This is a genomic window from Lentzea flaviverrucosa, assembly GCF_003350445.1.
Lineage (GTDB): Bacteria > Actinomycetota > Actinomycetes > Mycobacteriales > Pseudonocardiaceae > Lentzea > Lentzea californiensis.
Genome location: NZ_QQAU01000012.1, coordinates 21,674 through 42,088, shown reverse-complemented (window position 1 = coordinate 42,088; position 20,415 = coordinate 21,674). Strand labels below are relative to the sequence as shown.

The 20,415-nt window shown below is 71.2% G+C and carries 18 protein-coding genes; 13 read left to right on the top strand and 5 right to left on the bottom strand.

The window, feature by feature from the left end:
• Positions 1-5: 5 nt before the first annotated feature.
• Complete coding sequence (locus DFR72_RS31125) at positions 6-2,531, bottom strand: AfsR/SARP family transcriptional regulator (protein WP_090069075.1); 2,526 nt, start codon at positions 2,529-2,531, stop codon at positions 6-8.
• Between the two features lie 48 nt (positions 2,532-2,579).
• The gene (locus DFR72_RS45815) at positions 2,580-3,323 is read right to left on the bottom strand and encodes a calcium-binding protein (protein ID WP_170176490.1); all 744 of its coding nucleotides are present in this window, start codon (positions 3,321-3,323) and stop codon (positions 2,580-2,582) included.
• Between the two features lie 148 nt (positions 3,324-3,471).
• On the opposite strand from DFR72_RS45815, the gene DFR72_RS31110 reads away from it, so the two are divergent.
• From DFR72_RS31110 to DFR72_RS31090, 5 genes are all read left to right on the top strand, one after another.
• Complete coding sequence (locus tag DFR72_RS31110; RefSeq protein ID WP_170176489.1) at positions 3,472-4,800, top strand: S8 family serine peptidase; 1,329 nt, start codon at positions 3,472-3,474, stop codon at positions 4,798-4,800.
• Positions 4,801-4,891: 91 nt separating this feature from the next.
• Positions 4,892-6,841 carry a phosphocholine-specific phospholipase C gene (locus tag DFR72_RS31105; RefSeq protein WP_090069078.1) on the top strand — a complete coding sequence of 650 codons (1,950 nt, stop codon included), beginning with the start codon at positions 4,892-4,894 and terminating at the stop codon, positions 6,839-6,841.
• Positions 6,842-6,850: 9 nt separating this feature from the next.
• Entirely contained in the window at positions 6,851-8,056 is a 1,206-nt protein-coding gene (locus DFR72_RS31100) for a hypothetical protein (RefSeq protein ID WP_090069079.1), read from the top strand.
• A 30-nt stretch (positions 8,057-8,086) separates the two neighbouring features.
• Positions 8,087-10,132 carry a primosomal protein N' gene (locus DFR72_RS31095; protein ID WP_090069081.1) on the top strand — a complete coding sequence of 682 codons (2,046 nt, stop codon included), beginning with the start codon at positions 8,087-8,089 and terminating at the stop codon, positions 10,130-10,132.
• Between the two features lie 47 nt (positions 10,133-10,179).
• Positions 10,180-10,590 (top strand): hypothetical protein, encoded by a 411-nt coding sequence (locus DFR72_RS31090; protein ID WP_114773820.1) that lies wholly within the window; start codon positions 10,180-10,182, stop codon positions 10,588-10,590.
• Here DFR72_RS31090 and DFR72_RS31085 read toward each other — a convergent pair.
• Positions 10,532-10,999 carry a hypothetical protein gene (locus DFR72_RS31085; protein WP_090069082.1) on the bottom strand — a complete coding sequence of 156 codons (468 nt, stop codon included), beginning with the start codon at positions 10,997-10,999 and terminating at the stop codon, positions 10,532-10,534. The genes DFR72_RS31090 and DFR72_RS31085 overlap by 59 nt on opposite strands.
• 65 nt (positions 11,000-11,064) lie before the next feature.
• Here DFR72_RS31085 and ggt point away from each other — a divergent pair, with 65 nt between their 5' ends.
• Complete coding sequence (ggt, locus tag DFR72_RS31080; protein ID WP_090069084.1) at positions 11,065-12,834, top strand: gamma-glutamyltransferase; 1,770 nt, start codon at positions 11,065-11,067, stop codon at positions 12,832-12,834.
• A 371-nt stretch (positions 12,835-13,205) separates the two neighbouring features.
• On the opposite strand, the gene DFR72_RS31075 is transcribed toward ggt, so the two are convergent.
• A complete protein-coding gene (locus DFR72_RS31075) occupies positions 13,206-13,724 on the bottom strand; it encodes a DinB family protein (protein ID WP_090069085.1) in 519 nt (172 codons plus the stop codon).
• Positions 13,725-13,892: 168 nt separating this feature from the next.
• On the opposite strand from DFR72_RS31075, the gene DFR72_RS45810 reads away from it, so the two are divergent.
• Genes DFR72_RS45810 through DFR72_RS31060 form a run of 4 tightly spaced genes read left to right on the top strand, consistent with a single transcriptional unit; the run spans position 13,893 to position 16,999 of the window.
• Positions 13,893-14,042, top strand: a complete 150-nt coding sequence (locus DFR72_RS45810) for a hypothetical protein (RefSeq protein WP_170176488.1) — start codon at positions 13,893-13,895, stop codon at positions 14,040-14,042.
• A 46-nt stretch (positions 14,043-14,088) separates the two neighbouring features.
• Positions 14,089-14,637: a peptide deformylase gene (def, locus tag DFR72_RS31070; RefSeq protein WP_090069087.1), complete on the top strand. Its 549-nt coding sequence runs from the start codon at positions 14,089-14,091 to the stop codon at positions 14,635-14,637.
• A 2-nt stretch (positions 14,638-14,639) separates the two neighbouring features.
• Positions 14,640-15,566 (top strand): methionyl-tRNA formyltransferase, encoded by a 927-nt coding sequence (gene fmt, locus DFR72_RS31065; RefSeq protein ID WP_090069088.1) that lies wholly within the window; start codon positions 14,640-14,642, stop codon positions 15,564-15,566.
• A complete protein-coding gene (locus tag DFR72_RS31060; protein ID WP_090069090.1) occupies positions 15,563-16,999 on the top strand; it encodes an RsmB/NOP family class I SAM-dependent RNA methyltransferase in 1,437 nt (478 codons plus the stop codon). The genes fmt and DFR72_RS31060 overlap by 4 nt, the downstream gene beginning before the upstream one ends.
• Before the next feature lie 153 nt (positions 17,000-17,152).
• Here the strand turns inward: DFR72_RS31060 and DFR72_RS31055 are convergent, their stop codons facing one another.
• Positions 17,153-18,148: a YncE family protein gene (locus DFR72_RS31055; RefSeq protein WP_090069091.1), complete on the bottom strand. Its 996-nt coding sequence runs from the start codon at positions 18,146-18,148 to the stop codon at positions 17,153-17,155.
• An 88-nt stretch (positions 18,149-18,236) separates the two neighbouring features.
• Here DFR72_RS31055 and DFR72_RS31050 point away from each other — a divergent pair, with 88 nt between their 5' ends.
• Genes DFR72_RS31050 through ribD form a run of 3 tightly spaced genes read left to right on the top strand, consistent with a single transcriptional unit; the run spans position 18,237 to position 20,412 of the window.
• Entirely contained in the window at positions 18,237-18,737 is a 501-nt protein-coding gene (locus tag DFR72_RS31050; protein ID WP_090069093.1) for a flavoprotein, read from the top strand.
• A 26-nt stretch (positions 18,738-18,763) separates the two neighbouring features.
• Positions 18,764-19,414 carry a ribulose-phosphate 3-epimerase gene (gene rpe / locus DFR72_RS31045; protein WP_090069187.1) on the top strand — a complete coding sequence of 217 codons (651 nt, stop codon included), beginning with the start codon at positions 18,764-18,766 and terminating at the stop codon, positions 19,412-19,414.
• Between the two features lie 14 nt (positions 19,415-19,428).
• The gene (gene ribD, locus DFR72_RS31040) at positions 19,429-20,412 is read left to right on the top strand and encodes a bifunctional diaminohydroxyphosphoribosylaminopyrimidine deaminase/5-amino-6-(5-phosphoribosylamino)uracil reductase RibD (RefSeq protein WP_090069188.1); all 984 of its coding nucleotides are present in this window, start codon (positions 19,429-19,431) and stop codon (positions 20,410-20,412) included.
• Positions 20,413-20,415 lie beyond the last annotated feature (3 nt).

Sequence of the window (20,415 nt, the reverse complement as noted above, 5' to 3'; positions counted from 1 at the left end):
GAACGCTAACCGGAGCGCGCCAGGTCCCGTTCGACGATCGGCACCGGCGCCCCGATCCTGCTGCGGATCGCCGCCGCCTCCCTCAGCAGTTCGCGCCGGCCGGTCGAGCGGGCGAGCGCCTCCAGGACGCTCGCCTCACGCCAGCGGTCGCCGAGTTCGCGGTGCAGCGTGAGACTGCGCTCCAGCAACGGCCGCGCGGCCCGCGGGTTGCCGGTGCCGTGTTCGACCACACCGAGCAGGTTGAGCGCCCAGGCGATGCCCTCCTTGAACTCCAGTTCCCCGAACGTGTCCAGCGCTTCGTCCAGCATCCCGCGCGCCCGCGTGACATCGCCCCGGTACCAGGCGACGGCACCGAGGTAGGCGAGCGACGAGGTGGCACCACGTCGGTCACCCAGTTCGCGCAGTGACTTCAGTGATGCCTGAAGATCAGCCTCGGCCACGGCGAGATCACCGGCCAGCCAGGACGTGGCGCCCGCGAGTTGCCGGGCGTAGGCGGCGTTCATTGGATTCGAGGCGCGCGCGGCCTCTTGGTAGTGGTGCAGCGCAGCTTCGTAGTGACCGCGTTCTCGCGCGACCGAGCCGAGCAGCCGGTGCAGCCTTCCGGCCAGAGATGGATCGGTCTCCAATCCATCACGAGCATAGCGCACCGCTTCGGCGTAATCGCACTCCAGCAGCGCCAGCGCGGCTGCGGACGCCAAAGCCTTGCCGCGCAAAGGTCCTGAGCCACGCAGTGCCACCGCCAGCCATCGGCGGCCCTCGCCGTAGTTGCCGGTGCGGTGCCAGTAGCGGGTCAACGCCACCACTAGGCGGAGGACCTTGTCCGCGTCGCCGGCCGACCTGAACCACTCCATGGTGCGTTGCAGGTTCGCGTGCTCCACACGCAGCTCGTTGAGCAATGTGCCCGTGGGGTCGGCTTCGGCGCGTTCGGCCAGACATAAGAAGAAGTCGGCGGCCCGAGCGTGCGCGGACGACTGTTGTTCCGTCGCGAACGCTTGCACGGTTTCCAGCATGGAGAACCGGGTCTCGCCGGCGACCCGGGAGACCCGCACGAGCGATTTGGCGACCAGGCCGGTCAGCGCGTCGAGCGAACTTCCCAGCGCCTCGACCAGATCTGCCGGGAACCCGCCCGCGCACACCGCGAGATCGGCGAACAGCGCGCGTTCCGGCGGCGTCAGCAGGTCGTGGCTCCACGCGATCGCCGCCCGCAACGGCTCCAGCAGCCCGAACCGGTCGCGCTGCCGTCGCACGACCTGGGCGGGGGTGAGCACGGACGTGCGGGCGGCGGCCAGTTCCAGCGCGAGCGGCAGGCCGTCGAGCGCCGCGCAGAGCTGGGCGATCGCGGATGCATCGGCGTCGGTGTACGTGTGCGCCGCACGGTCCAGGAACAGCCGCACGGCGTCGTACGCGGCCAGTTCGGCCAGCGAGCGCGACACGTCCGGGTCGGGGACGGCCAGAGGTGGCAACGGGTAGACCGTTTCACCCTGCACAGCAAGGGGTTCACGGCTGGTGGCGAGTACACGGAGCCGAGGATGAGCCTCGGTGAACGCCGCACACTCAGCCCGCAGGTGTTCGCAGTTGTCCAGCAGCACCAACGTGTCGCCGAGCGTGCTCAGCTCGCGTGTGGTGATCGCGAACGCCGCCGCGACCGCGTCCTCGACGCACGACGCGGAAGTCAGGTCGACCACCCTGGACGACGGCGTGACGTGCTGGGCGAGCCGCGACTTGCCGCAGCCCGCCGGTCCGGTGAGGGTCACGAGCCGGGACGTCTCCAGCAGCCGCACGACGTCCTGGGTCTCGCGCTGCCGTCCGACGAGCCCCGTGCCGGCGTCCGGTGGCGGACAGGCCAGCGCTTCCGCCTCGACCGCGCGCAGACCCGGTCCGGGGTCGACGCCCAGCTCCTCGACAAGCACGGTGCGGGCTCGTCGGACCGTGCTCAACGCATCAGCTCGTCGGCCGTCACGTAGTTGTGCGTCGGCGAGCAACTCCCAGAAGTGTTCTCGCAGCGGATGACTCACGACGAGCCGTTCGAGTTGCGCGGCGGCGGTTCCGCAGGCACCTCGGCCGATCTCCTGACGCGCCAACGCTTCCTCCGCCGCGAGGCGCGCTTCGTGCAGCCGGGTGATCTCAGCGGACGCCCATTCGGAGACGGCGCAGTCGGTCAGGGGATCGCCGCGCCACAACGAGAGTGCCGCACGAGGTGAGGGAGCGCGCTCGAACCGTGTGACGTCGACGTGCGATGGATCGATCCGCAGCGCATAGCCCGCGCTGGTGGTGACCAGGACCTCCGGGAGTCCGATCGCGGCGAGGGCCGAACGGACGCGCGCGATGTGGCTGTGCAGCGTCCGCAACGCCGTCGGTGGGGGCTCGGTGCCCCACAGCGCGTCGATGAGACGCGCTGCGGGGAGCACCGAGGGTGCGCGCAACGCCAGCAGCGCCAGGAGGGAGCGCTGGCGCGTGCCGGCGAGGCGCAGCACGCCGCCCGGCCCGGTCACTTCGAGAGGTCCGAGCAGGCGGACGTCCAGTTGGTCCACGCATGAGCGGAGTTCTCACGCCCGCTCCTGATACATCGGGCGGTCGAATCACTGGACGCACAGGTCGTGGAGGCCCGGTGTGCACGTGTCGGTGCCGCCGAGGCCGAACATCGTGTTGGGCCAGGCGTTGCCGCTCAGCACGTCGTCGCCCTGGGTGCCGTGGACGTCCTGCACGTTGTCGACCTCGTCGATCTCGCCCGGCCTGCTCGCCGTGCCCGCCGCGAGGTCGATCGTCATGCCCTCGGCGTGGTCGCTGAAGTCCGCCCGGTCGCGCATGTTCTGCTTCGTGCCGTCGATCTTGTCGTTGCCGTAGCCGCCCTGCAGGAGGTTGCCGCCCGCGTCGGCCTGCGGCTCGTTCAGCACGTCGTCGCCGTCGCCGCCGAAGAGTTGGTCGGGGCCCAAGCCGCCGCTCAGCGCGTCGTCGCCCTCGCCGCCCTGCAGGACGTCCGCCCCGGAGCCGCCGCGCAGGGAGTCGTCACCGGCACCGCCGTGCTGCTCGGTCGGCACGGCGCTGTCGTAGAGCACGGTGTCGTCGCGGTCGCCCAGGTGGATGACGATCTTCTGGACCGGTGCGCAGTGCACGCGTGAGGCCGACAGGCGCGTGCACCCTGTGCCCGGCCGCATCGTGCCGGCATCGCTGATGGTGGTGCCGGAGACGTGGATCTTGCTGGCGCGCGCAGGCGCTCCGGTGATGACGAGCCTGCCGGCCTCGACCCGCGCGACGGTCGCGGGGTCCGATGCGGCGGCGGTTCCCGATGCGGCCAGAACGGCCGCGACGACGAGCGTGAGCATGGTGTTCCCCTCGGAGACGTTGTGCACGTGGGTACGCGCGGCCTGTTGTGAATCTGTTGTGGCGGCCGCATCCGTGCCACAACCGCGTGGGTTTCCCCTTCTCGCCGTCAGTTCGTTCGTGAAGGGGAGGAACACCATGAGAACCGGCATGGCAACCCTGTTGGGCGTCGTGATGGCGCTGACGGTGACGCCCGCGTTGACCTCGCTGTCCGCGGCTGCCCAGGAGGAACCGGAAGAGCAGGAGATCATCGTCAAGTTCCGGGACGGTGCGTCGCGAGGGGACGCGCTGACCCAGTCGCGGACACGGGCCGTCGCCGACGCCACGGACGGTGCCGAGGTGCTCGCCTCCCGCGACGCGACCGAGTCGATCCGCGTGCTGATGGCGCGCGGCGACGTCGAGTACGCCGAGCCGAACATCGTGCTCGAGGCGACAGCCGTGCCGAACGACCCGCTGTGGCCGCAGCAGTGGCACTACTGGGAGGCCGTCGGCGGCATCCGGCTCTCACAGGCGTGGGACCTCGGGCCGTCCGGCTCCGGCCAGCGGGTCGCGGTGATCGACACCGGCCGCACCGCGCACCCGGACATGTCCGCCAACTACATCGGCGGCTACGACTTCATCAGCAACGCGGGCTACGCCAAGGACGGCGGCGGCCGGGACGCCAACCCGGCGGACCAGGGCGACTGGCGGCTGGCGAACCAGTGCGGTCCCGGCACGGCGGCGCGGGCGTCGAGCTGGCACGGGCTGCACGTCGCCGGCACTGTGGCGGCGTTGCGCAACAACCTGACCGGTGTCACGGGCGTCGCCCCGTCGGCCAGGGTCGTGCCCGTGCGCGTCCTCGGCACGTGCGGTGGCACCTTGGCGGACATCGCCGCGGGCATCGTGTGGGCGGCAGGTGGCGCTGTGCCGGGTGTTCCGGCGAACCCGAACCCGGCCAAGGTGCTGAACCTGTCCCTGGGCGGTCCCTCGGCGGTCTGCCCCGCGACGCTGCAGAGCGCGATCAACACCGCCCGCAACGTGCACCGCGCGACCGTGGTGGTCGCCGCGGGCAACAGTGCCGTCAACGCCGCGGGAGCCACTCCGGCGAACTGCGCCGGTGTGATCACCACGGGCGCCACGGACCGTCAGGCGAACAGGGCCTCGTACGCGAACTTCGGGGTCACGATCGAGGTGTGCGCGCCCGGCGGTGAGACCTCGCCGTCGGCGGCGAACGGTGTGCTCTCGACGCTGAACAACGGCCCGACCGTACCGGCCGCATCGTTCTACGCGCGCTACCAGGGCACCAGCATGGCCACACCGCACGTGGCCGGTGTCGTGGCGTTGATGCAGCATGCCCGCGTGCAGCAGGGCAAGTTGTCGCTGACACCCGCACAGGTGTTGCTGCACTTGAAGGCAAAGGTGCTGCCGGCGGCCACCCAGTGCGGCAAGGGCTTGCTCGACGCCCAGGCGAGCGTCGCGGCCGCCATGGCCGCCGCGTGATGTGATCTGTGAACAAGGCCCTGGTCATCCAGGGCCTTTGTTCATACGAGGGTTGGTTCCGCGCCATGTACCCGGACTACAAACTCGGTTCATGTCGCTCTCTCGTCGTGGGTTCATGGCTGCCGTCGCTGCTGCTGGTGCGGGCACGCTGCTGCCACCGTCGGTGTACGCCGCATTGGCTCGTGAGCCCCGTGCGGGAGGGTTGCGCGCGATCAAGCACGTCGTGCTGTTGATGCAGGAGAACCGTTCGTTCGACCACTACTACGGAACGCTCCGTGGCGTGCGGGGGTTCTCCGACCGCAACGCGCTGAGGGGTGTGTTCAACCAGTCGGGTGTGCTGCCGTTCCCGGTGCGGGAGGCGGCGTCCGGGCGGGACGTCCAGTACATCGGTGACCTGGACCACAGCTGGAACGGCGGGCACTCGGCGTTGCGCGGCGGCTGGAACGACAACTGGGTGCCCGCGAAGACCGGGGCGACGATGGCGTTCTACACGCGCCAGGACATCCCGTTCCACTACGAGCTCGCGGACACCTTCACGCTGTGCGACGCCTACCACTGCTCGGTGCCGTCCTCGACCTCGCCGAACCGCAACTACTGGGTGTCCGGGTACACCGGTTTCGAGCCCTCCGGTGGCCGTGCGACGGGCAACGCCGCTTACAGCGAGGACACGCACACGGGGTACACGTGGAAGACGTACCCGGAACGCCTGGAAGCCGCCGGCAAGTCGTGGCGGGTGTATCAGGAGTGGGACAACTTCCAGGACAACAACCTGGAGTTCTACGCGCGGTTCAAGGAGATCGCGCGCAAGGTGCTGCCCGCCGGGTTCAAGTCGCTGGACAAGCTGTACGGGACCGGCGACCCCGCGCTGATCGGTTCGCTCGACCTCTCCGGTCTGACCGCCGCTGAGAAGTCCCTGTACTCGCGCGGATTGCACCGCGTGAAGCCTGGAGGACTGGGGGAGGCGTTCCGCGCGGACGTCGCCGCGGGCCGGCTGCCCGCCGTGTCGTACCTGGTCCCGTCCTCTGTGGACTCCGAGCACCCCGGCGCGTCCTCGCCCGCGGCCTCCGCCTCGATCACCTACCAGGTGCTGGACGCGCTGGCGTCCAACCAGGAGGTGTGGGAGTCCACGGTCCTGTTCATCACCTACGACGAGAACGACGGCTTCTACGACCACGTCCCGCCGCCGCGCCCGCCGTTGTCCGTCACCGACGAGTACGTGGGTGACCGGCCGTTGGGACTGGGTGCGCGCGTGCCGATGACCGTCGTCTCGCCGTGGTCCGTGGGCGGTTATGTGAACTCGCAGGTGTTCGACCACACATCGATGACGCGGTTCCTGGAGAGGTGGACCGGGGTGCGGTCGGAGGAGATCTCCGCGTGGCGCCGGACCGTCGCCGGTGACCTGACCTCGGCGTTCGACTTCGACCGGCGCCGGACGTGGCCCGAGGTCGGCGAGCCCGCCCCGGTACCGCCCGCGACGCCGCGGTGGCGTCCCGCACCTCCTTCCGAGCAGAAGATGCCGGAGCAGGAGCCCGGACGGCGGCGTGCGCGCGCTCTGCCTTATCAGCCCGACGCGTCGTTGCGCGGGTCCACGCTGGAGATGTCGAACTCCGGGGCGTCGTCCGTGCACTTCGCTCTGTACCCCTACTCCGGGCAGTTCGCGCTGCCACAGCACTTCGACGTCTCGTCGTCGTCGTCGTCGGTGGAGGTCGCGGGTGACCACGACCTCGTGTTGCTGGGACCCAACGGTTTCCGCCGTGAATTCGCCGGGTCTTCCTCTGACCGTGCGCGCGTCTCGTCGTCGGTGCGCGGATACAGTCGTGTGCTGACGTTGACGTTCGAGAACAGCGGGTCGTCGCGGTTGACGTTCGTGCTGGGGCGGCGTCGTTACGTCGTGAGGCCGGGGCATCGGCACGTCATCCCTTGGCTGACCGCCATGAACTCCGGCTGGTACGACCTGACGGTGACGGTGGAGGAGGAGCCGAGGTTCCGCCGCCGTTTGTGCGGTCACATTGAGAACGGTCAGGAGTCGATCTCCGGCTAACGTGGCCCCGTGGAGATCACGGGGGATGAGATCCGGAAGCGGATGATCGAGCACGAGGCGCTGGACCCCGGAGGCCTGAAGATCGTCGGCGCGACGATCACCGGCCGGCTCGACCTGTCCGACGTCGTCGCCAAGAAGCCCTTGGTGCTGCGGGACTGCACGACGGAGCAGCCGGTGCTGCTCAACCGGGCGCAGTTCTCGCTGCTGGACCTGCGAGGCCTGGTCGCGCCGGCGGTCGAGGCCCGCGGCCTGACCGTCGACCACCACCTCCGGCTCAGCGGTGCCCGGCTGGGCGCCGGGGAGTCGGTCGACGCGCTGCACATGCGCATCGGCGGCAGCGTCTACCTGGACGAGGGGTTCCACGCGCCGGGTTCCGTGACGCTGAGCGGATCGCGGGTCGCCGGCGTGCTGATGTTCGGCGGCGGGCGGTTCGAGTCGGGGCTGACCCTGGTGGACCTGCAGGTGGGCGACGGCATCTTCCTGAACTCGGGGTGTGAGGTCTCGGGCGGCGGCAGACACGCTGCAGTGCGCCTGCGTGGGACCCGCGTGGACGGGCAGGTCGTCCTGCGCGAAGGGCGCTTCAGCTCGTCCGGCGTCGCGCTCGACCTGCGTCACGTGCGCGTCGGCAAGGACCTGCTGATGCCGTTCGGCGGGATCGACGGCCAGGTGCAGCTCGAAGGGCTCACCTACGAGGGGCTGCCGCGCGACGCCACAGTGGACGAATGGCTGTCGTTGTTGTCGGAGCGCACTCTGCGCTACTCGGCACAGCCGTGGGCCCAGCTGGCCTCGGCGCACCAGGCCGCCGGACACGAACGCGACGTGCGGCGGATCCGCGTTGCCCAGCAACGTGATCTGCGCCGGCGCGGTCAGCTCTCGCGCTGGGGACGCGTCTGGCACCTGGTCCGCGGTGTGACCGTCGGGCACGGCTACCGGCCCGGCCTCGCGCTCGTGTGGCTCGCCGGGGTGCTCGCCGTGTCGGTGGGTGTGGTGCTGATCTCCGGTGCCGTGCGGTGCTCGACTGTCGAGCAGGTCGGCTACGCCCTGAACGTGGCGACGCCGCTGGTCAAGGTCGACGCCGCCCGCTGCACGGTCGACGGGGGTACGGCCGCGGGCCAGGCGGTGCTGGCGTCGACGTGGCTGCTGCAGGTCCTGGCGTGGGCTTTCGCCACCCTGTTCGTGGCGGGCTTCACCGGATTGGTGAGGCGCAACGCGTGACTGTCGGGGGTGTCTGATACACCAGGAGGCATGAACGCGAAGACCGGAGCGAGAAAAGGGGAGCGGGTCCCCGCGGAGTCGCTGCCGGTCGCCCGGATCGTGGTGGACGTGCCGCTGGCCCACCTGGACCGGCCGTTCGACTACTCGGTTCCGTCCGAACTGGACGTTGCCGCGGTGCCCGGCTGCCGGGTCAGGGTGAGGTTCGCGGGCCAGCTGGTCGACGGCTACCTGCTGGAGCGCGTCGAGACGTCGGAGTACGGCAAGAAGCTCGCCTTCATCGAGAAGGTCGTGTCGCCCGAACCGGTGCTCGCGCCCGAGATCGCCGCGCTGGCGCGCACGATCGCGGACAGGTACGCGGGCGGCATGATCGACGTGCTGCGGCTGGCCGTCCCGCCCCGCCACGCCCGCGCGGAGGCCGCGGCGCAGGGGGAGCCGCCGCCGTTGCCTCAGCTTCCCGCCTGGATGCCCGTGTCCGCCGCCGACGGTGAGCCCGCGCGGTCGCAGCTGCCGCCCGTTCCGGCCGACGCCTGGTCGCGCTATCCCCGCGGCCCCAAGTACCTGGAGGCCCTGCACGAGGGCCGTCCCGCCCACGCCGTCTGGCAGGCGCTGCCCGCCGAGGACTGGCCCGCCCGGCTCGCGGAGGCGGCCGCCGCGGTCGCGTCGTCCGGGCGCGGGGTGATCATCGTGGTGCCCGACCACCGCGATCTGGCTCGTGTCGCCAAGGCGTGTGACGCGTTGATCGAGGGCGTGGTGACGCTGTCGGCCGATCTCGGGCCGTCGGAGCGCTACAAGCGTTGGCTGTCCGTGCGCCGTGGTGTCGCGCGAGTGGTGGTCGGTACGCGTGCGACGGCGTTCGCGCCGGTGCGGGACCCCGGGCTGCTCGTGGTCTGGGACGACGGCGACGACCTGCACGTCGAACAGAGGTCGCCGTATCCGAACGTGCGTGACGTGCTGGTGCAGCGCGCGCACATGACCGGTGCCGCGCTGCTCATCGGCGGGTTCGCCCGCACGGCCGAGGCGCAGCTGCTGATCGAGACGGGCTGGGCGCACGAGATCGTGGCGTCGCGCGAGACGCTGAGGTCCGTCGCGCCGCGGGTGGTCTCGGTGGGCGACAACGAGTGGCAGGACGTCAAGGACCCGGCCGCTCGCACCGCCCGGCTGCCGTCCATCGCGTTCGACGCGGCCCGGTTCGCCCTCGCCGACTCACCTGTGCTGATCCAGGTGCCACGCCGGGGCTACGTGCCGTCGCTCGCCTGCGGCCAGTGCCGCGGTCCCGCGCGGTGCCGCCGGTGCGCCGGTCCGCTGGCCTTGCCCGGCGGCACCGAGGACGGGCTGCCGAAGCCCGCGTACTGCCGGTGGTGCGCGGCGACGGAGGCCGGGTTCCGCTGTCCCACGTGCGGATCGCGCAAGCTGCGCGGCCAGGTCATCGGTGCCAAGCGCACGGCGGAGGAGCTCGGGCGGGCGTTCCCCGGTCACCCGGTGCGGACGAGCGGCGCGGACGCGGTGCTGACCGAGGTGCCGGGCAAACCGGCGCTGGTGGTCGCGACACCGGGCGCCGAACCCGTGGCCGAGGGCGGCTACGGCGCGGTGCTGCTGCTCGACGGGTGGGCGTTGCTGGGCAGGGCCGACCTGAGGGCCTCCGAAGAGGCGCTGCGGCGGTGGATGACGGCGGCGGGCCTGGTGCGGCCGGGCAACGGCCGGGTGGTCGTGATCGCCGACTCGTCCCTGACCCCGGTGCAGGCCCTGGTCCGCTGGGACCCGGTGTGGCACGCCGCCACCGAACTGGCCGCCCGCACCGAGCTCGGCTTTCCGCCGGCGGTCCGCATGGCGACGGTCGACGGCACTCCGGACGCGGTGAACGCCATGCTCGACGAACTCCGCCTGCCGCCCACCGGCGAGATCCTCGGCCCGGTGCCGCTGGGCGACGACGAGACGAAGGAACGCGCGCTGGTCCGGGTCTCCCGGGCGGAAGGCCGCCAGCTCGCGGCCGTGCTGGCCGAGGCGCAGGCCGTGCGGACGGCCCGCAAGGAGCAGGACCTGGTGCGCATCAAGCTCGACCCGCTGGAGGTCCTGTAGCGCTGAAACCGGTGGAGCCGGCGCCGGGCCGTCCCCAGCCTTCGTGCATGGGGTCCTACGCCTGGCTGGAACTGCACGACTTCGAGTGCCGAGCGTGCGGCCGGCTGTCCTGTTTCGAGTTCCAGCACAAGTGGGGGAACCTCGACTGCGTCACCTGGTACGCCCTGGGGGACAAGCTCACCTGGGACGGAGTGACCTACGGCGAGGAGGGCCACCGCCTCGTCGTTGCGAGCGGCATCGCCGCGAACAGCTGCACGCACTGCGGCGGTCCGGATGACGGCCAGGACTACCTCGACATCTTCGTGGAGAACGACGTCATCACCGCGGCGCAGTGGAGCGACTGGGAGTACGAGGAGCCGTTCGCCGTCATCGAGGACTACCCGCCGGGGTTGCCGCGCGTCAGCCCTCGTAGTGGGAGCGCAGACCCGCCATGTGCTCACGGATGTCCTCGTCGGTGAGCTTCTCGTACTCGAGGTACTCGCTCAGGTACGTCATGAGGTCGCCGCGTTCGGGGTGGTCCTCGCCCGCGATGACGTGCGCCGTCGTGCCCGCGATGCCGGCCGGGAACAGCAGGAAGCCGTCGAGGCCCGCCATGGTGTCGAAGGAGGCGTTCTTGGCCTCCCACAGGGCCCAGACGTCCTCCTCGCGGCCGCACTCGGCGAGCAGCAGGGCGGCGAGCCCCAACGCCTCGCTCACGCCCCAGCCCTCCTGGTGGGAGGCGGTCTCCTGGGCTAGCAGGTGGCGCAGCAGATCGGCGTCGCCGTCGCGGCGTTCGCGCAGCAGGAGGTGCAGCGCTTCCTCGCGGTCCGCCTCGTCGAGCGGGGTGTTCGTGAAACTGGTTCGCAACTGGTCAAGATCGATCGACACGCCCGCACCTTAGGCCTTCCTCAAGGAGTGTTGCCATCCGGTCGTAACGGAGTAGAAGTTTCCGCATGTTGCGAACGGTTGCCGCACTGACGCTCTCCGTCGTACTGGTCGCCCCTGCTCCGGCAGGCGCGGCGGAATCATCGCCACGCGTGCCCGAGCAGGTGGGCTGGGGAGGCGCGGTCTCGAGCGTCGACCCCGACGCGTCCCAGATCGGCATCGACGTGCTCCGCCGCGGTGGCAACGCCGTCGACGCCGCCGTCGCCACCGCCGCCGCGCTCGGCGTGACCGACCCGTTCAGCGCGGGCATCGGTGGCGGCGGGTTCTTCGTCCACTACGACGCCCGCACCCGCCGCGTGTCCACTTTGGACGGCCGGGAGACCGCGCCGCGGTCCGCCACCGACCAGCTCTTCGTGGAGGACGGCAAGCCCCTGCCGTTCGCCGAGGCGATGACCAGCGGCAAGTCCGTCGGCGTCCCCGGCACGCCCAAGACGTGGCAGCAGGCGCTGCGCAAGTGGGGCACGCTCGACCTGCGTGAGGCCATGGCGCCCGCGGAAGCGCTGGCACGGCGTGGCTTCGTGGTCGACCAGACGTTCAACTCGCAGATCACGAACAACGCCGCCCGCTTCGCCGACTTCACCTCGACTCGCGACCTCTACCTGCCCGGCGGGCAGGCTCCCGCGGTCGGCAGCACGTTCCGCAACCCGCAGCTCGCCGACACCTACCGCGAGCTCGCCCGCACCGAACTCGCGTCGCTCTACGGGGGTGCGGTCGGCCGCGACCTGGTGCAGGCCGTGCGGAAGCCGCCGGTCGTGCCCGGCTCGACCCGCAACGTCCGCGCCGGCGACATGCAGCTCTCCGACCTGACCCGCTACCAGGTCGAGCGCCGCGACCCGACGCACACGCGCTACCGGGGCCTCGACGTCTACGGCATGGCCGCACCGTCGTCCGGTGGCACGACCGTCGGCGAGGCGCTCAACATCCTCGAGTCGGCCGACCTCTCGAAGGTCTCCGACGTCGAGTACCTGCACCGCTTCATCGAGTCGACGAAGCTCTCTTTCGCCGACCGCCTGCGCTGGGTCGGCGACCCGGCCTTCTCCCGCGTGCCGACCGAGGGCCTGCTCTCGCAGAAGTTCGCGGACAGCCGCGCGTGCCTGATCAAGCCCGACGCCGTGCTGCCCGCCCCGCAGCCCGCCGCCGACCCGCGCAACCCCCAGGCCTGCGAGGCCACCGCCGGCATCTCGGCGCAGCGCGAGGACGCCGAACGCACCACGCACCTCACCACGGCCGACCGCTGGGGCAACGTCGTCGCCTACACCCTGACGATCGAGGCGGAGGGCGGCAGCGGCATCGTCGTGCCGAACCGCGGCTTCCTGCTCAACAACGAGCTCACCGACTTCGAGTTCGTCGCCCCGACCCCCGGCGTCCCGCACCCGAACCTCCCCGGCCCCGGCAAGCGCCCGCGCTCGTCCATGGCCCCGACGATCGTCCTCGACCACGGCAAGGCCCTGCTCGCCGTCGGCTCGCCGGGCGGCTCCACCATCATCACCACGGTCACCCAGATCCTGACCGCCCGCCTGGACCGCAAGATGTCCCTCGTCGACGCGGTGGCGGCCCCGCGCGCCTCGCAGCGCAACGCGGCCACCACCCCGGCCGAGGCGGCGTTCATCGCGGCCTCGGCCACGGCGGGCCTGCAGGCCATCGGGCACAGGTTCAGCCAGAACGCCGAGATCGGCGCCGCCACGGCCGTCGAACGGGCCGGGGACGGCCGCTGGCGTGCCGTCGCCGAGCCGACCCGGCGCGGCGGAGGTGCCGCCCGCGTGGTGAAGGTCGGCTGAGGTGAACCGACCGGCTGGAGTGCGCGACGCCGCGCTCCAGCCGGTCGGTCACACCACGTCGGTCTCGCCCCAGAACAGGTCCTGGCCGGGATCCGCGGCGCAGTGGACGCCCACCTAGGTCTGCGGGTCCGCGAACTTGTTGAAGGAGAACCAGACGTCGCCATAGCCGCGGCCAGTCCTCGACCCCGTTCTGGAACTCGGGAGGTAGGTGGCGGGCGAGTCCGCCTGGTCTCAGCGTGAGGCCGCAGGGAGCAGGCAGTTCCCCCGTCGCCGCCCCGGCCGGTGGGCTGACAGCGGACACCGCCGCCACGCCTGCGGCGAGCACGGCGCCGAGTCGCGCGGTGATCCTCCGCCACAGCAGAGGGAGGCCGCTACTCGTTGGTGCGTCCGTCGATGCGTTCGCGGATGAGGTCGGCGTGACCGTTGTGCTGCGCGTACTCCTCGATCAGGTGGATGTAGAGCCAGCGCACCGAGATCTCGCCCACGCGCTCGTGCACGAAGGTGTCGTCGAGGTCCCGGGTCGCCACCGCCGTGCGGGACACGGCCATGGCCGCGAGCAGGCCGGCGTACTCCGCCTCGGCGCGTGCGGGGTCCAGGTGCTCGAAGGCGCCGTCCCAGTCGCCCGGCACGCTGTAGCGGGCCTCGACGTCCTCGCCCGCCAGGCGGCGGCGGAACCAGACGCGCTCCACGTCCGTGAGGTGGCGGATCAGGCCCAGCAGGCTCAGGTTCGACGGCGGCGTGGACGCCACGGCGAGCTGCTCGCCGGAGAGGCCCGCGCAGTTGGCCAGGAAGGTGGCGCGGTGGCGGTCCAGCCACGCTTCGAGCATCGGGCGCTCCGCGCCGAGCAGCGGTTCGTCGGCCGGGGTGACTTCGGGTGCCGTCCAGGTCATGGAGTCATGCCTAGCCGATACCGCCCAGCCTCGTCGCATCAGCCTCATGACCTCGGCGGATCCACCTTCCGGCCGAGGTCGGCGCGTGATCTTCCTACCCTGGGCTGATGCAGGCTCGATACCGCGAGCCGATGTGTGTTGACCTGCGTGAACGGCACAGTTCATGGCATGACGACGACCACTGTTTCCCGCGCCCCGGCAGCCCACATCGACTTCCACGCGCTGTTCCGCCCCGTGCTGACGGCGCTGCGGTTCACCGGCCACTTCCTCGTGGCTCTGGTGGGCGTGATCTTCCTCGGCAGCGCGTCCGAGCACTGACCGCGCTCCTCGTAGACTGACCTCCAGTCCACACGAGGAGCACTGCGTGACCGTCCAACCCATCCGCCTGTTCGGCGACCCCGTGCTGCGCACCGCGGCCACCGAGGTCACCGACTTCGACAAGGAACTGCGCACCCTGGTCAAAGACCTGTGGGACACGATGCAGGACGCGGGCGGGGCAGGACTCGCCGCGCCTCAGCTCGGTGTCGGACTGCGGGTGTTCACGTACCACTGCGACGGTTTCGCAGGCCATCTCGTCAACCCGACGTGGGACGTGGTGGGCGAGGAGATGCAGGACGGCTCCGAAGGCTGCCTGTCGATCCCCGGCATGTCGTGGGACTGCAAGCGCCACCTGCACGTCGTGGCCAAGGGCTGGAACATGCACGGTGAGCCCGTCGAGGTCGAAGGCACCGAGACGCTGGCCCGCTGCATCCAGCACGAGTCGGACCACCTCGACGGCGTGTTGTTCCTCGACCGCCTCGACGCCGACACCCGCAAGCAGGCCATGCGGGAGATCCGGCAGTCCGAGTGGTTCGACGGTACGGTGCCCACCTTGAAACAGAGCCCGCACCCACTCTTCGGCAGGTCCAGCTGACCATGCGACTCGTGTTCGCCGGTACGCCCGAGGTCGCACTGCCCTCGCTGCGCGCCCTCATCGCCTCCTCCCGCCACGACGTCGTCGCCGTGGTCACCCGTCCCGACGCACCCTCCGGCCGTGGCCGCAGGCTTGAGCGCTCCCCGGTGGGCGCGCTCGCCGACGAGCACGGCATCGAGGTCCTCACGCCCGCCAAGGCGGGGGAACCCGAGTTCCTGGACCGCCTGCGCGCGCTGGAACCCGACCTCTGCCCGGTCGTCGCCTACGGCAACCTGCTCCCGCAGCGCACCCTCGACGTGCCGAAGTTCGGCTGGGTCAACCTCCACTTCTCCGTGCTGCCCGCGTGGCGCGGCGCCGCGCCGGTGCAGGCCTCCGTGCGCAACGGCGACGACATCACGGGCGCCTCGACGTTCCGCATCGTGAAGGAGCTCGACGCGGGCCCGGTGTTCGGCGTCGTCACCGAGAAGGTGCGCGACCGCGACACCTCCGGCGACCTGCTGACCCGGCTGTCCGAGTCCGGTGCCCACCTCCTGCTGTCCACCGTGGACGGCATCGAGGACGGCACGCTGGTCGCCGTCGACCAGCCCACCGACGGCGTCACCTACGCCGGGAAGATCACCGTCGAGGACGCGCGCCTCGACTTCACCGCGCCCGCCGTGGCGGTGGACCGCCTGGCGCGCGCCGTGACGCCGGAACCCGGCGCGTGGGCCGAGTTCCGCGGCGAGCGGTTGAAGCTCGGCCCCGTGACGCCGGTGGACGACGTGACGTTGCCGGCCGGCGAGATCCTCGTCGAACGCAAGCGCGTGCTCGTGGGCACGGCGACCACCGCCGTGGCGCTGGGCGAGGTACAGGCACAGGGCAAGAAACGCATGGGCGCCACCGACTGGGCCCGCGGCACGCGTATCGAAGCAGGGGAGCGCATCGCATGACCGGCCATTCGCGAGGAGCTTCCAAGCCGTCGCGCCCGAGCAGTCCCCACCCGCCGAAGCGGCGCACCGGCCCCTCCCGGCCACCCGTGGAGGACCCGGCACGCCTCGCCGCGCTGGAGACGCTGCGCGCGGTGCGCCAGCGCGACGCGTACGCCAACCTCGTGCTGCCGCAGCTGCTGCGCGAACGCCGCATCACCGGCCGTGACGCGGCGCTCGCCACCGAACTCACCTACGGCACGTCGCGAGCGCAGGGCCTGCTCGACGCCGTCATCGAGTCGTGCTCCGACCGGCCGCTGTCCGAAGTGGACGGTTCGGCGCTCGACGCGTTGCGGCTCGGTGCGTATCAGCTGCTGCGCACCCGCATTCCGTCACACGCGGCGGTCGCCTCGACCGTCGACCTCGTCCGGGCCGAGCGGGGCTCCGGGATCGCGGGCTTCGTCAACGCCGTCCTGCGCCGGGTCGCGGCGCAGGACGAGGCGGCCTGGGTCGACGAGCTCGCCCCCGACCCGGAGACCGACCCGATCGGCAACCTGGCCTTCACCCACGCCCACCCGCGCTGGATCGCGCAGGCGTTCGCGGAGGCCCTCGGCAGCCGCGAGGAGCCGCTCAAGCGTGCCCTGGAGGCCGATGACGCACGGCCGGCCGTGCATCTGGTGGCCCGCCCGGGCGAGGTGAGCGCCGACGAGCTCGCCGCCATCACCGGCGGTGACGTGGCGCCGTACTCGCCCTACGGCGTGCACCTGGAGGCCGGGGCGGGCGACCCGGGCGATCTCGAGCCCGTCCGGGAGCGCCTCGCCCACGTCCAGGACGAGGGCAGCCAGCTCTGCGCACTCGCACTGACGCGCGCGCCGATCGAAGGTACGGACGACCGCTGGCTCGATCTCTGCGCGGGCCCCGGCGGCAAGGCCGCCCTGCTCGCCGCGCTGGTCGGCATCGAAGGCGGCGAGTTGATCGCCGTCGAGAAGGCGCCCCACCGCGCCGAGCTCGTGCGCAAGCTCACCTCAGGCCTGCCGGTCACCGTGGAGGTGGCCGACGGCCTCGAGACCGGCTTCGTCGAAGGAGCGTTCGACCGCGTGCTGGTCGATGCGCCCTGCACCGGTCTCGGTGCGCTGCGCAGGCGCCCGGAGGCGCGGTGGAGGCGCCAGCCCGCCGATGTCGGCACGCTCACGAAGCTGCAACGCGAGCTGCTGACCGAGGCGCTGCGGCTGGTGCGCCCTGGCGGCGTGGTGGCTTATGTCGTGTGCTCACCTCATCTCTCCGAGACCGTAGGGGTGTTGACGGACGTCGCGCAGCGGACCGGGGCCGAAGTGCTGGACACGCGGGAGTTCTTCCCCGGAGTTCCGGACCTCGGGGAAGGACCGCATGTTCAGCTGTGGCCCCATCTGCACGGCACCGACGCGATGTTCTGCGTGGTGCTGCGACGCCCTGCTTGAGCGCTCGTGAAGGACGCTAGCGACGGGGTCTGACAGGTTCGGCCCCGTCGGCTCGCAAAAGGGGCGCAACGGCTTCGGGGTTCACCGGATCGGGTGACGAAGCGCTGCCCGGACCACGGGCCGGGCGAGCAGCAGCTCGCCCGGCCACTCAGGTCAGGCCTTCAGCACGTGCAGCTGAGCCGGCTGGCCGAACCGGTTGCCCACCGCGTAGACCCAGCGGCCGCCGGGACCCCACGCCAGGCTCGCCTGGTACAGGTCCGGTGCCTCGTACGAACGGGACTCGTCGAGCGAGCCCGCCGGGTAGAGGCGCACGGACGTGCCGCTGTTGACCCCCGCGGCGAGAGCACCCGAGTCGGCGCTCACCGCCACCGCCACCGGGTAGGGCCCGGTGTTGTAGGTGCCGCGCACCGCGAGGGTGTCGCTCGTGTACGACTGGATCTGGTACGGCGCCCCACTCGCCACGTGGACCTGGCTGCCGTCCTGGGAGAACTCGACGTCGGCCAGGTTGCTGCCCGCTTCGCGGGAGGCCTGGACGGCGAGCCCGTCGCCCTGCTCGCGCAGGACGACGAGGTCCGAGGGCGACAGGCTCGGCTGGCCCGCCGCCAGCAGACCGGGCCTGGCGGGCGACGTCGCGAGCTGCTGCGGGCTGTAGTGCCCGGTCACGAGGCCCGTGCGGGCGTCCGCGCCGTTGAACGAGACACGGCCGATGCCGCCGCCCCACGTGTTGCAGCCGTAGCTGAAGTACAGGCGGTTGCCGGTGATCGCGAGATCGGACGGGCACACCTCACCGACCGGGTAGCGAGCCCGCTCGGTCAGCGTGAGCGTGTCCAGCGCGGCGATCGCGCCGTACTGGGACAGGGCGACGAAGACCGTCTCGCCGTCCGGGCTCAGCGCCAGACCCGTGGCGCCGGGCAGGTTCGACAGCTTGGTGACCGGGTTGCCCGACAGGTCCGTGACGGCGACGGCGTTGTCGGTCTTGCTGCTCACGAACACGTGGCCCAGCGTCGGGTCGACCGCGATGTCCGAGAAGGACTTCAGCGCCAGCGGCACGGTGCGCTGCGGCGGTTCGGCGGACGCGGGAAGGGCTGTGGCCGCCACCAGGACGGCCGTCATCGCGGTGGCGCTGAGCCACCGGTTCCACTTGCGCATCTTGCTCCCCTCAGTGTGCGGGTGATCACCCGCGGTAGGGGACGTTATCGGCGGTGCCCGACAAAAAAGACCGCCTAACATCGCAGCAGTGACTACGCGTGGATTGCTCGGATTGGTCGCTTCCGCGTGCGGCGGTGTCGAGTCGTGGTTCCGCAAGGAACTCGCCGAGCCGGCCGTGCGACGGGGGTGGCGGCTGGCCATCACGTTCACGCCGGCAGTCGTCCCGTGGTTCGAGGAGGCCGGTGAACTCGGCGAGCTGCAGGCGCTGACGGACCTCCCGATCCGCTGGGAGCCGAGGATGCCGAGCCAGCCCAAGCCCTACCCGACGCCGGACGCGTTCCTCTTCGCCCCGGCCAGCGCGAACTCCGTGGCGAAGCTGGCCCTGGGCATCGGCGACAACCAGGCGCTGACCGCCCTGAACGAGGGCATCGGCGCCGAGAACTGCAAGGTCGTCGTCCTGCCCCAGGCCAACGCGGACAAGCGCCGTCACCCCATGTGGGAGACGCACGTCACGACACTCACCAATGCGGGTGTCGTCGTGGTCTCAGAGGTGGCTCCCGGCAGGCTGCTCGACCTGCTGGACACCTAGACTTCACCCTTGTGGTCCACACGCCGATGATCGCCCCCAGCATCCTGTCCGCCGACTTCGCGCGCCTCGCCGACGAGCTCGCCGCGGTGCCCACGTCGGACTGGATCCACGTCGACGTCATGGACAACCACTTCGTGCCGAACCTGACGCTCGGCCTGCCCGTGGTGAAGTCGCTGCTGAAGGTCACCGACATCCCGATCGACTGCCACCTGATGATCGACGACCCGGACCGCTGGGCCATCGGCTACGCGGAGGCCGGCGCGTACAACGTGACCGTGCACGTCGAGGCGGCGAACGACCCGGTGGCGCTGGCCAAGAACCTGAGGGCCGCGGGCAGCAAGGCCGGTCTGAGCATCAAGCCCGGCACCCCGCTGGAGCCGTACGTCGAGGTCCTCAAGCACTACGACACGCTGCTGGTCATGTCGGTCGAGCCGGGCTTCGGCGGGCAGAGCTTCATGGCCGACGTGCTGGACAAGGTCCGCCAGGCCCGTCATCTCGTCGACACCGGGCACCTCAAGCTGCTGGTGGAGATCGACGGCGGCATCAACGCCGACACGATCGAGCAGGCCGCGCAGGCCGGTGTGGACTGCTTCGTCGCGGGGTCCGCCGTGTACGACGCCGCGGACCCCGGCAAGGCCGTCGAGGCACTGCGCGCCCAGGCAGCCGGTGCGAGGTGACCCCGGAGGACGCGATGACGCTCGCCATCGCGGAGAGCGAACGGGTCCGCGGCACCACCAGCCCCAACCCGCCGGTCGGCTGCGTCATCCTCGACGAGGGCGGTGACGCGGTCGGGTTCGGTGGCACGCAGCCGGTCGGCGGGCCGCACGCCGAGGTGATGGCGCTCAGGGCAGCGGGCTCGAAGGCTCGTGGCGGCACCGCGGTTGTCACTCTCGAACCGTGTGCGCACCACGGCCGTACGCCGCCGTGTGCCGAGACGCTCATCGAAGCCGGCATCAAGCACGTCATCCACGCCACCAGTGACCCGAACCCGAAGGCCGCGGGCGGCGTCGAGGTCCTGAGAGCTGCCGGCGTCACCGTCGAGAGCGGTCTGATGGAGCAGGAAGTCAGCCGAGGTCCCCTCAGGGCGTGGCTGCACTACGCGCGCACGGGCCGTCCGCACGTCACGTGGAAGTACGCGGCCTCGCTCGACGGCCGGATCGCGGCCAGGGACGGCACCAGCCAGTGGATCAGCTCGGAGACCTCCCGCAAGGAGGTCCACGGTCTGCGCGCCAAGCTCGACGCGATCGTCGTGGGCATGAACACGGTGAGGCTGGACGACCCCGCGCTGACGGCCAGGGATGCCGGTGGAATGCCGTTGCCCCACCAGCCGTTGCCGGTGGTGGTGGGCACGAGCGACCTGCCGGAGGGAGCGAAGCTCCAGCACACGGCACTGCACCTGCGCACGCACGAGCCGGACGCCGTCCTGGCGGCGCTCGCCGAGCGCGGCGTGGTCGACGTGGTGCTGGAGGGCGGCCCGACGCTCGCCGGTGCGTTCTGGCGCGCCGGCAGGATCGACCGGGTCCTCGCCTACATCGCGCCCACGCTGCTCGGGGACGGTCCCGCGGCGGTGCTGGACGCGGGCGTGTCAACCATCACGGACGCTGTGAGGCTGACCGTGGAAGACGTCACCATGAGCGGACCGGACTTGCGGATCAGCGCGGTTCCGCGAACTTAGGAG

Coding starts and splice junctions, on each gene's coding strand:
- DFR72_RS31090 (WP_114773820.1), top strand. CDS start 10,180: ATGGGGTCCTACGCCTGGCTGGAACTGCACGACTTCGAGTGCCGAGCG.
- rpe (WP_090069187.1), top strand. CDS start 18,764: ATGATCGCCCCCAGCATCCTGTCCGCCGACTTCGCGCGCCTCGCCGAC.
- DFR72_RS45815 (WP_170176490.1), bottom strand. CDS start 3,323: ATGCTCACGCTCGTCGTCGCGGCCGTTCTGGCCGCATCGGGAACCGCC.
- DFR72_RS31110 (WP_170176489.1), top strand. CDS start 3,472: ATGGCAACCCTGTTGGGCGTCGTGATGGCGCTGACGGTGACGCCCGCG.
- DFR72_RS31060 (WP_090069090.1), top strand. CDS start 15,563: ATGACCGGCCATTCGCGAGGAGCTTCCAAGCCGTCGCGCCCGAGCAGT.
- DFR72_RS31075 (WP_090069085.1), bottom strand. CDS start 13,724: ATGACCTGGACGGCACCCGAAGTCACCCCGGCCGACGAACCGCTGCTC.
- fmt (WP_090069088.1), top strand. CDS start 14,640: ATGCGACTCGTGTTCGCCGGTACGCCCGAGGTCGCACTGCCCTCGCTG.
- ribD (WP_090069188.1), top strand. CDS start 19,429: ATGACGCTCGCCATCGCGGAGAGCGAACGGGTCCGCGGCACCACCAGC.
- ggt (WP_090069084.1), top strand. CDS start 11,065: ATGTTGCGAACGGTTGCCGCACTGACGCTCTCCGTCGTACTGGTCGCC.
- DFR72_RS45810 (WP_170176488.1), top strand. CDS start 13,893: ATGACGACGACCACTGTTTCCCGCGCCCCGGCAGCCCACATCGACTTC.
- DFR72_RS31095 (WP_090069081.1), top strand. CDS start 8,087: ATGAACGCGAAGACCGGAGCGAGAAAAGGGGAGCGGGTCCCCGCGGAG.
- DFR72_RS31055 (WP_090069091.1), bottom strand. CDS start 18,148: ATGCGCAAGTGGAACCGGTGGCTCAGCGCCACCGCGATGACGGCCGTC.
- DFR72_RS31105 (WP_090069078.1), top strand. CDS start 4,892: ATGTCGCTCTCTCGTCGTGGGTTCATGGCTGCCGTCGCTGCTGCTGGT.